At 44.7% G+C, this 11347-nt stretch carries 9 protein-coding genes and 1 pseudogene; 4 read left to right on the top strand and 6 right to left on the bottom strand.

Annotation, left to right across the window (positions count from 1 at the left end; genetic code table 11):
- Positions 1 to 5 precede the first annotated feature (5 nt).
- The 4 genes from NQ488_14035 to NQ488_14020 all read left to right on the top strand — a co-directional run bounded on the left by NQ488_14035 (position 6) and on the right by NQ488_14020 (position 3994).
- Positions 6 to 473: a hypothetical protein gene (locus NQ488_14035; GenBank protein UWN95640.1), complete on the top strand. Its 468-nt coding sequence runs from the start codon at positions 6 to 8 to the stop codon at positions 471 to 473.
- A gap of 238 nt (positions 474 to 711) precedes the next feature.
- On the top strand, positions 712 to 1668 hold the full coding sequence (locus NQ488_14030; GenBank protein ID UWN95639.1) for a DMT family transporter: 957 nt from the start codon (positions 712 to 714) through the stop codon (positions 1666 to 1668).
- A gap of 82 nt (positions 1669 to 1750) precedes the next feature.
- The gene (locus NQ488_14025; protein ID UWN95638.1) at positions 1751 to 2836 is read left to right on the top strand and encodes a Gfo/Idh/MocA family oxidoreductase; all 1086 of its coding nucleotides are present in this window, start codon (positions 1751 to 1753) and stop codon (positions 2834 to 2836) included.
- A 12-nt stretch (positions 2837 to 2848) separates the two neighbouring features.
- The gene (locus NQ488_14020; protein ID UWN95637.1) at positions 2849 to 3994 is read left to right on the top strand and encodes a Gfo/Idh/MocA family oxidoreductase; all 1146 of its coding nucleotides are present in this window, start codon (positions 2849 to 2851) and stop codon (positions 3992 to 3994) included.
- Positions 3995 to 4106: 112 nt separating this feature from the next.
- Here the strand turns inward: NQ488_14020 and trpA are convergent, their stop codons facing one another.
- The 6 genes and pseudogenes from trpA to trpE all read right to left on the bottom strand — a co-directional run bounded on the left by trpA (position 4107) and on the right by trpE (position 10862).
- Complete coding sequence (gene trpA / locus NQ488_14015) at positions 4107 to 4922, bottom strand: tryptophan synthase subunit alpha (protein UWN95636.1); 816 nt, start codon at positions 4920 to 4922, stop codon at positions 4107 to 4109.
- 78 nt (positions 4923 to 5000) lie between these two features.
- Positions 5001 to 6191 carry a tryptophan synthase subunit beta gene (gene trpB, locus NQ488_14010; protein UWN97175.1) on the bottom strand — a complete coding sequence of 397 codons (1191 nt, stop codon included), beginning with the start codon at positions 6189 to 6191 and terminating at the stop codon, positions 5001 to 5003.
- A gap of 117 nt (positions 6192 to 6308) precedes the next feature.
- A pseudogene (locus NQ488_14005) lies at positions 6309 to 6839 on the bottom strand (tryptophan synthase subunit beta).
- A gap of 67 nt (positions 6840 to 6906) precedes the next feature.
- Entirely contained in the window at positions 6907 to 7704 is a 798-nt protein-coding gene (trpC, locus tag NQ488_14000; protein UWN95635.1) for an indole-3-glycerol phosphate synthase TrpC, read from the bottom strand.
- A gap of 10 nt (positions 7705 to 7714) precedes the next feature.
- A complete protein-coding gene (locus NQ488_13995) occupies positions 7715 to 9370 on the bottom strand; it encodes a bifunctional anthranilate synthase component II/anthranilate phosphoribosyltransferase (protein ID UWN95634.1) in 1656 nt (551 codons plus the stop codon).
- Position 9371: 1 nt separating this feature from the next.
- The gene (gene trpE / locus NQ488_13990; protein UWN95633.1) at positions 9372 to 10862 is read right to left on the bottom strand and encodes an anthranilate synthase component I; all 1491 of its coding nucleotides are present in this window, start codon (positions 10860 to 10862) and stop codon (positions 9372 to 9374) included.
- Between the last annotated feature and the right edge of the window lie 485 nt (positions 10863 to 11347).

Here is an 11347-nt window from a genome sequence, read left to right as displayed (position 1 = left end):
CACAGATGAATATTTTAAGGTACTATAACGCTGTATCAGATGAGGATAAAAACAAAAAATATGCAGTGATAAAGCAGTGCATTACAATGCTTGAGGGCAAGGGGGATGCGGCGCTGTTTGATTCCATGATTGGAGATGGCAGTCTTCAGCCTTTTTCGGTAGGCAGGAAAATTAAGGTTGATAAGGATGAGATTACTATAGGACGCAGAAGAATGGATATCCGCGATATAGGCAGAATGCGTATCAGCGAAGAAGGTTCAATGGCACTCTATGACAGATACGGAAAGAAAATCTGTGGTACATTTACAGTTAATTATATGATGGAGAACATAGAGCTTTTGTGCTGGTGTCTGCATCATTACGGGGTGGAAGCCGAGATAACATCAGGTAAGGGCGAGCGTGTGTATCAGTACATAGTGCTTGCGATAGTAATTGCCGCAACTATTGCGTGCAAAATATTTGGGATAATATGATGTCGGGGTTAAAAGCCCCCGACTTTGACGCCTACGGATTGTTCCGTGCTTCGCACTCACACAATCCTACCCAATATTCGCATATCGTGGGATTATCATCCCACTTTTATGCTCATATCGGGGCGGGTCCCAAGGTCTTTCACCCACCTATGAGCGAGCTCATGTGGGTTTAGACCTTTTGCCCCTGGCATCATAATATGATAAGCCGAAGGAGTTATCCCGGCAGAATGGAGAAATAATGAAAAATACAACCAATGCAGTTAATAAGACACAGATTTTACAGAAGACATGGGTGGTGTGCGCACTTGCACTTGTGTGTACATTCCTGTGGGGAAGCGCGTCACCGTGCATAAAGCTTGGATATGCGCTTTTTAACATACCGTCAGGTGAGACATGGACACAGATTTTATTTGCGGGAACAAGATTCGTTCTTGCCGGAATACTTACAATAATTATCGGAAGCATTCTTAACCGCGGTGCATTGCTGCCTACTAAAAGCTCGCTTCCAAGCATCGTTAAGCTTTCGATATTTCAGACGATACTTCAGTACATATTCTTCTATATAGGACTTGCTCACAACAGTGGTGTTAAGGCATCGATAATAAACGGTTCCAATACATTTTTTGTAATCCTTGTAGCAGCGCTGATATTCAGACAGGAAAAGCTTAATCTTAAAAAGGTGGCAGGCTGCGTAATCGGATTCGCAGGCGTTATCATTGTCAGCATGAATGGACAGAAGATAGACATGGACTTAAGTCTTATGGGTGACGGAAGCCTGTTCTTATGTGCTCTTTCATATGCATTTTCATCATGTCTCATGAAGAACTATTCTAAGAAGGACAACCCGGTAATGCTCAGCGGTTACCAGTTCATATTCGGTGGAATAGTGATGGTTATTCTCGGACTTGTAATGGGCGGAAGAATTACACAGGTTTCGGTTAGCGCCATCCTTATGCTTTTGTATCTGGCGTGCATATCGGCAGTCGCATACGCACTCTGGGGAATACTTCTTAAGTACAACCCGGTTTCAAAGGTTGCGATATTTGGCTTTACCAATCCGGTATTCGGAGTTATCCTCTCAGCATGGTGGCTTGGCGAGGGCGGAGCAGAGCTTGGCTGGAACGCGCTTGTTGCACTCATACTTGTGTGCATAGGTATATGCATTGTAAATGTAAAGACGGAGAAAGACAATTAGTGTGAAAAACAGGCTTAATATATGGAGCAGCAGAATGTACGCATGATTGGAGAATTGAAAGATTTATTACCGGAGGATGCATATGGACAGATATCATTTTATAATTGTAGGTTCCGGATGGAGAGCGATGTATTATGTGCGTGTAGCAAAAGCCATGCCGGAACTGTTTTGCCTTGATGCGATGTATTGCAGGAGACAGGAAAAGGCAGATAAGATTGCGCAGGAATACGGAATAAATACAGTTACATCGATAGATGATTGTATAAATATGAGACCGGACTTTGCGGTTATTGCGGTAAGTAAGGCATCAATATGTGATACGGCTATAGAATGGATGGACAGAGGGATGACAGTTTTGTCAGAGACACCGGCAGGACTTGATACAGAATCACTTTTCAGGATGTATGAATATAACAAGGCAGTGCAAAAACAGGTGGTTGCCGAACAGTACCGTGAGTATCCGCATAATAAAGCAGTTATCAGACTTATTAAAAGTGGAATAATAGGCGATGTCAGCTGCATGAATATTTCACTTGCTCATGAGTATCATGGGGCAAGCCTTATGCGTGCATATCTTGGGATAAATCCGGGAATGAAATATAGTCTTACGGCAAAGAACTATACATTTCCTACGACTGAGACTCTTACAAGATATGAAAGATACACTGATGGAAGGATTGCAGACAAGAAAAGATGTGTGGCTTCATTTGAATTTGAAAATGGTAAAGTGGCATGGTATGATTTTGATTCTGAGCAATACCGTTCACCAATCAGGAAAAATACGTATAAAATTCAGGGAACAAGAGGGGAGATAATAGACGATAAGGTGTATTATCTTGATGAGAATAATAATGGTGCAGAAGCAGATATTGATATAAAAACAAGGATTGTCAACAGAGGAGACATTAACCCTAATTTTGCTGTTATCAGGGAAGTTGAGAGCATCTCCTTTCAAGGGAAAGTTCTGTATCAGCCTGCACATGGATTGTGCGGACTTTCAGAGGATGAGACTGCAATTGCCGCACTTATGGAAAAGACGGCACTGTACAGCAGAGGGATGGGACCATCACCTTACAGCATAGAAGATGCTCTGGCAGATGCATATGCCATGATAAGGCTTAATGCCATGGCAAAAGCTGACAAGCCTGTGGGTAAGGCTGATTTATGAGGAGGTTAAAACATGGAATGTAGAGATTTGAGAATTGCACTTATAGGTGTTGGCAACATGGGAAAAAAATATGCTGCAATGATAACTTCAGGAGAAGTTCCGCATATGAAGCTTTCTGCGGTTGTAATCAGAAAAGATGAATTAATGGAGTGGGGCAGAAGTCTTATTAATGTTGATGGGGAAAAGACAGCAATTTTCAGAAATACGCAGGATTTATTTAATTCACCGGATTTGTATGATGCGGTTATTATTGCTACGCCGCACAAGACACACAGAGATATAGCACTGGAGGCATTCAGGCTTAAAAAAGATGTGTTGTGCGATAAACCGGCGGCAGCAGATATAGGCGAAGCAGAAGATATGGAGAATGCGGCAACTAATAATGACTGCATATATGGCATAGTGTTTCATCAAAGACTATATGCAAAATACAGAAAGCTCAAGGAACTTATTGACTCCGGAGCTATTGGGATTATAAAAAGAGTATGCCTCATTAATTCAAGATATCTGCGCACGGCACATTATCATTCATCAAGTCCGTGGAGAAGCAGTTTTTGCGGAGAAGGCGGTGGCGCACTGATTAATCAGGGCCAGCATATACTTGACATGTGGCAGTATCTGTTCGGTATGCCGCGGGAGCTCTATGCCTCAATTCCGTTTGGAAAATATAATGATTTTGCAGTGGATGATGAGGCAACAATAATCATGCGGTACGATGACGGGATGACCGGAACATTTATCCTGTCAACAGGTGAAGCATGCTGCGAAGAGCGGCTTGAGGTCATAGGGACAAAGGGGCGCGCACTGCTTATTGATAATACACTTACACTTACAAAGCATCAGGACGTAACCGGGTATATAAGAGATGCTGCTGCTAATTCGCGGGAAGACATGGAATTCACAGAAGAAACGATTGAGTTTGAGAAGCAGCCCGAACCATATCCGGCACTCCTTGAAAAATTTGCGCAGGCATCGGTCAGACATGATGATTCACTGCTTGCGGCGAAGGGAGCTGAAGGTATTAATGCTCTTATGCTCTGTGCATCAGCATATTATTCGGCTTACAACAACATATCAGTACAGTTACCATTGAAAGCTGATGATTACAGAGAATTAATGAGTGAACTTATTGCGAATGAGAAGAGTGTGTATTTTTGAAAAATGCAATAGGTAACAGCCGGGCAGGCATAATAATGAATGTGGGAAATTGCTGCCCGGAGAATTACATATTGCATTACGCAGAGTATTTGGCTTTTATAGAGTATACAATTTATATGGAGTCTGAGATTTCCTCCTTCAGCTCCTGAACAAAGTCACCGACCTTATTAACGCAGTCTTTTCCGTTTTCAGCAATGATATTTACAATGGCGCTTCCAACAATTACGCCATCACAGTAGGATGCCATGTCACGTGCCTGCTGTGCGCCGGATATGCCGAAGCCGACACAATACGGGCAGGATGCGTTGTCGCGTATTAGTCCGAAGAATTCGTCAAAATCAGTGCTGAAGCCGCTTCGTGTACCGGTAACGCCGTTAGATGATACGCAATAGAGAAAGCCTGATGAATCGGCGGCAATCTTCTTGATACGGTCATGTGAAGCAGGAGACACAAGATTTATATTGTGGATGCCATATTTATCAGCGTATGGAAGAATCTCATCGCGTTCCTCGTATGGCATATCAGGGACGATAACGCCGTCAACTCCATATTCGCGGCATAAAGAGAAGAATTTCTCTGTTCCGTACACAAATATAGTATTAAGATACATCATGAGAAGAAGAGGTTTGTCGGTCGTTGTTCTGATATTTTTGACCGTATCAAAAATCTTATCAAGCGTAGTACCGTTATTGAGTGAGCGCAGGGATGCCTTCTGGATAGTTACACCCTCCGCAATAGGGTCTGAGAACGGAACACCGAGTTCTATTATGTCAGCACCGCGGTCAAACATCTCAAGCACGGTCTTTTCGGTTGTTTCAAGATCGGGATCACCGGCGGTCACAAATGTTATGAGCGCCTTTTTATTGGCAGCCTTAAGCTCGGCAAAGCATCTGTCAATTCGGTTAATATCTTTATTGCTTGTATTCATTTATATTAGTCCTCCATTCCTGCCCCGCATAATGGGGCATCTCACTATTCCCGCACGCCGTTCTGGCATTGCAGTGGGTTAAGAATTCTCTATATCGTGTCCGCGGTATCTGGCAACAGAGTATACATCCTTGTCACCGCGTCCGGAAAGATTTATAACCATAATCTGGTCAGGGCTCATTGTCGGAGCAATCTTAATTGCGGCAGCAACGGCATGTGCAGATTCGATTGCCGGTATAATTCCTTCCATTCGTGACAGATATTCAAATGCACATACAGCCTCCTCATCAGTAATCGCAACGTAGTCAGCGCGCCCTGTCTTCCACAGATTTGCATGCTCAGGGCCGATTCCCGGATAGTCAAGACCGGCAGATATTGAATATACCGGGGCAATCTGGCCGTATTTATCCTGAAGGAAAATAGACTTCATGCCATGGAATATTCCCGTGCTTCCGTTAGTGAGGGTAGCGGCATTCATAGGAGTATCGGCACCGCGTCCGGCAGCTTCTGCACCGACAAGACGGACAGAAGTATCAGGAATAAAATTATAGAAAGCGCCCATTGCATTAGAGCCGCCTCCGACACATGCCACAACGCAGTCAGGAAGACGTCCCTCTTTCTCCTGAAGCTGTGTCTTAATCTCAGCACTGATTACCTTCTGGAAGTCACGGACCATCTCAGGGTACGGATGAGGCCCCATTACGGAGCCGATGCAGTAAAAGGTTGTTTCGATATTGGTACACCAGTCGCGCATTGCCTCATTTATTGCATCCTTGAGAGTTCCGGTTCCACTGTGAACAGGGACAACCTTGGCACCGAGAAGCTCCATTCTGTATACATTAAGTGACTGCCTCTGTGTATCTTCAATTCCCATGTATACACAGCACTCAAGCCCGAAGAGAGCACATACCGTAGCGGTTGCAACACCGTGCTGGCCGGCACCTGTCTCAGCGATGATTCTTTTTTTGCCCATTCGTTTGGCAAGGAGAATCTGACCGAGTACGTTGTTAATCTTGTGTGCGCCTGTATGGTTAAGATCCTCACGCTTAATATATATCTTAGCGCCTCCGAGGTCTTTTGTCATCTTATCAGCATAATACAGGAGTGACGGGCGGTTGGCATAATCGTGGTAGAGTGCCTGCAGTTCCCTGTTGAATTCAGGGTCATCCTTATATCTGCGATAAGCTTCCTCAAGCTCCGATACTGCATTCATAACAGTCTCAGGAACGTATTGCCCGCCAAAATCTCCGAATCTTCCTTTTTTATTCATATTAATCTCCATTCCTGCGCCACCTTTTGCGCATCTCAAGTTTGTTTTGTAAATCCTCATAACAGCTGCTATTTTATCTGCATCCTTGAAGCCGTCAGTTTCAATTCCGCCTGACAGATCGACATTTGGCGATACACTCAGTGCTTCTGCAAGATTATCACAATTAATCCCTCCTGCGAGGAAAAATGCTGTTTTGGCAGAGCTTTCAATACATCTGCCAACCGTCCGGCGGATAAGCTCCCAGTCGGCCTTTACGCCGGTGCCTCCCGCAGCTCCGGCAACATAGCTGTCAAGAACCAGACAGTCAGCCTGAAGTGCAAATGCTGTGATAATGTCATCTGAATTACGAACCCTTGCTGCCTTCCATATTGAAATGTCATTTAATCCGTTTAGTCTGAATGCTTCCCGTAAAGCACTGATATATTGTGCGTCCTCATGACCGTGAAGCTGTATTACGTCAGGATGGCGGCAGCATTTATCCTGAATATCCGTAACGTATTTAACAATGTAATCGACATCGTCATCCACGAATACGCCTACGCTTTTAATACGTCTGTCAAGCATGCCAAGCAGCGTTATTGCAGTGTCCGGTGTTATTGTGCGCCGGTAGCCGTCTGAAAGAATCATTCCGATATAATCAGGGAGCATTTTGTTAGCGGCTTCTATATCCTGTGCGCGCTGCATCCCACAAAGCTTTATCATAAATATCGGCCTCCTATACGCTTTGTCTGAGAGAGTGCATGCATTCGGGAATGCCTGCAAGTCCGCTGCGCATAAGTGTTTCACCGACTAGAACCGCATCAGCTCCGGACGCTTTGGCATAGTGCATATCGGCGTTATTTTTGATGCCGCTCTCGCATACCATAACCGTAGTCTCAGGAATGAAAGAAGAGAGGCGCTTTGTATTTTCAAGGGATACCTCAAATGTCTTAAGGTTGCGGTTGTTTATTCCGATAATATCAAATCCGATATTTACAAGGCGCTTAACCTCTTTCTCATCATGTGCTTCGGCAAGTACGTCAAGCCTAAGCTCGCCGGCAAGTCTGTAATAAGCCTCAAGCTCATTGTCATTAAGTACGGCAGCTATAAGGAGAATTGCATCCGCACCGAGGACACGCGCTTCATATATCTGATAATCGTCAATAATAAAATCCTTGCGGAGCAGAGGAATTGAAACATTTTTACGGATATCCGCAAGATATTCCGATGAACCCTGAAAATAATGCTCTTCAGTGAGGCACGATATTGCAGATGCCCCGGCAGCTTCGTATGCTTTTGCGATTGCAGCCGGATTAAAGTCAGGCTGTATCAGTCCTTTGGACGGAGAAGCTTTCTTTACTTCTGCGATTACAGAAAGTCCGTCTTTAAGCAAGGCATTTCTGAATACATGGGAAGTCTGCGCTGAAGGCTGTGGAGATGTGAGTGCAAGTTCCCTCATGCGTTCCGGTGATGTGACAGATTTTTCGCGTGCAAGCTGCTCTCTGCGCCTGCTTATAATATCTTCCAAAAACATAGGCGGCTCCTTATATATTATTAGTAAATTCTTTCATTTCATTAAGTTTTGCGAGCGCTTTGCCGCTGTCAATCATCTCGGTGGCAATTGCAACGCCTTCTTTAATATCCTTTGCATGGCCTGAACAGTAGATTGCGCAGCCTGCATTGAGAATTACAGTATTGCGTCGCGCACCTCGGTCTGTACCATCAAGAATTCCGAGCGTTATATGTGCATTTTCGGCAGGAGTACCGCCCTCAAGAACTGAAGACTCGCAGTATTCAAAGCCGTAATCATGCGGGTCAATGTCATATCTTCTGGCTGCACCGTCACGGACTTCAACAACATGTGTCTTGCCGGTCATGGTAATCTCATCAAGTCCGTCACAGCCGTTTACAACCATTGCTCCCTTAATTCCGAGCTGTATAAGGACATTAGCCATAAGCTCCATCAGGTTTTCGTCATATATGCCGAGTACAATGTAATCAGCAAGTGCCGGATTGGTAAGCGGTCCGAGTATATTGAAAAACGTTCTTGCACCTATTTCTTTTCTTACAGGAGCAACATATCTCATAGCACCATGAAATACCTGGGCGAACAGAAATGCGATGCCGGTCCGGTCGAGGCATCTGGCTGCATCATCAGGTGAAAGCTTAATATTTACACCGAGTGCGTCAAGACAGTCAGCGGCACCGGATTTGCTTGAAGCGGCGCGGTTGCCGTGCTTTGCAACAGGAATTCCTGCCGCAGCTATTACAAATGATGAGGTTGTTGATATGTTAAATGTTCCTGCCATATCGCCGCCGGTTCCTACGATATCAACGGCAGAGCGGAAGCCTTTGATAATGCTTGCTTTATTGCGCATGCCTTTTGCGAAGCCTGTAATCTCTTCAATAGTTTCGCCCTTCATCCGCATAGCCATAAGAAATGCAGATGTCTGTGCTTTTGTGGCTGCATCTCCCATAATGATATTCATGGCTGCGTAGGCCTCATCCTCTGTCAGATTTTTGCCGTCTGCAGCAAGAGCAATATATTTTTTCAGTGCCGTTCGTTTCTCCTCAGGAATAGAAGGAACCTCAGCTTCTACCTTTATTCCGACACATTCGCTTAAGAAGTTGGCAAGAATGTTGGTACCCATCTCGCAGAGAATCGATTCGGGATGGAACTGCACACCATATATAGGATATTCCCTGTGCTGTACTGCCATTATTGTACCATTCTCATCTTCTGCGGTAATTGTGAGTGATTCAGGAAAATTCTCTCTGCTGATGACGAGGGAATGATATCTTGCAACAGATATACTTTCGGGAAGTCCCATGAACAGCGGGCATGTGCCGTCAAGCTTAACCTGTGATGATTTGCCGTGCATAGGCTCCTCACCGCGTACAATCTTACCACCAAACACCTCACCGATAGCCTGATGTCCGAGACATATTCCGAGAATCGGAAGCTTTCCTGCAAAGTGTCTTATCACATCTTCGCTGATTCCTGCCTGTGAAGGATAAGAAGGACCCGGTGATATGATGATTGCCTCAGGAGTCTTCTTTTCAATCTCCTCTATTGTAATCCTGTCGTTTCTGATAACTTCTACATGAGGGTACAGGCCTTCAACAACCTGTGCCACGTTATAAGTGAAACTGTCGTAATTGTCTATAATAAGTATCATGATATGTTCCTTTCCCGGCATCTCATTCCGCTCCTGCCATCTTTATTGCATTTATCACTGCCGACGCTTTCCTCACGGTCTCTTCGTACTCTTTTTCAGGTATGCTGTCATACACTATTCCGGCACCTGCCTGAACGTAGGCTTTGCCATTGCGGAAGAGTACCGTGCGGATAGCTATGCAGGTATCAATGTCACCGTTGAAGGCAAGGTATCCGACGGTGCCTCCGTACAGACCGCGTTTCACATTTTCAAGGCTGTCTATTATGTCCATAGCCTTTACCTTAGGAGCACCTGAGAGGGTACCGGCAGGGAGGACTGACATAAGTGCATCTACAGGATTTTTGCCATCGCGTAGAGTTCCTTCAACATCCGACACAAGGTGCATAAGTTTTGAATACCGTTCAACTCTCATGAAATCCGTTACTTTTACGCTTCCTGCGCTGCATACACGGCCGACATCGTTGCGCCCGAGATCTACAAGCATTGTATGCTCTGCACGTTCTTTTGGGTCATTTAGAAGTGCTTTTTCAAATTCAGCATCCTGTTCATCATCAGCACCTCTTGGGTAAGTTCCGGCTATAGGACGGTTGAGAACCTTTCCGTCAGTTACGCTTACAAGCATCTCAGGAGATGCACCCGCAATGCAGTAATCTTTGTGGTCAAAATAATACAGATAAGGCGAAGGGTTAGTAGAGCGGAGCATTCTGTATACGTCAAATGCATCCGGCGGATTATCAACTTCAAATCTCTGTGATATTACTACCTGGCTTATATCTCCGCCGAGAACATGCCGGCGGCATTGCTCAACCATGCCACAGAACTCCTCTTTGCTGTAGTTGGACTTTATGGTACATTCGCTGCCGGTCCGGCGCTTTGCTGAATCCTCAGGGATATAGCGGCAGAGGAGTCTTCCGAGATTTGCAGCACGCTGCCCAAGCGAATCGTATCTTGCAGCAAGAGTGCCGTTGTCCTTTGCATCCTCGGCCGTAAGGTTAAGAATGATGACGGCTTTTGATGAAAGGTGGTCATAGGCAACGATTTCATCATAGATAAACATATTGGCATCATCCATTCCAAGGTCATCAGCAGGTACATTTACAAGTGAATCCTCGCAGTAGCGTACCATGTCATACGCAAAATAACCGATGAGGCCGCCTGTAAGCTTGGGCATATTGTCAAATTTCGGCGAGCGGTACTGTTCCATTATCTTTGAGAAAAATGCTGACGGATTGGAGGCATCATCAGCAGTTACCGAACCGTCCCTGCTGATTATGGAGGCTTTACGGTCATGTATTCTTATCTCAGCCTTTGGATTAAGTCCGATGAAAGAATAGCGGCCCCATTGGTTTGAGTTATCAACCGACTCAAGAATAAAGCAGTTATCATAGTTCTCCTTAAGGGTTGCAAACATTCTTACCGGAGTAAGGCTGTCTGTGAGAAGTTCATAGAATACCGGAACGGTCTTGTATTTCTTTAATAATTCAGCGGCATTCTCAAGCGTTGGAAATAACATGTGCAATTCTCCTTTCAGATTCTGTAATAATTCTTAATAATCCGGGGTACAAAAAAATCCCTTGAAACTGCTAATAATTATGCAGTCTCAAGGGACGAAAGTTCGTTATGTGACTTACGTGGTGCCACCCTTATTCGCTGTTATGCAACAGCCTCAGTAAGTATCGTGTGCCGGCCTGACGTAATGTTGTAATGGTATACGGAATGTTATGTAATAAAAAAGACATCGTCAAAATATAAAATGACAATGCCGCATACACTAAATCCATGTAAAACAAGTACGCAGCTAATCGCATTAATACTCTCTCCACTTACGCAGGAACCGCGGCGGGGGCTACTTCATAATGTTCACCCTGCTCCTCACAAACCCATTCGCACCTACTGTACGTGTCCTGCTTCCACCAATGCCGGACTCTCTGTGACGCCTTGATAAATGTTACTTGCTTTTGCTCAAAGGATTTATAAATATTCAATTAAAATCTGTAT

It is taken from the genome of [Bacteroides] pectinophilus (assembly GCA_025146925.1).
GTDB classification, from domain to species: Bacteria; Bacillota; Clostridia; order Lachnospirales; family Lachnospiraceae; genus Bacteroides_F; species Bacteroides_F pectinophilus.
This window is presented reverse-complemented; position numbering and strand designations above follow the sequence as displayed.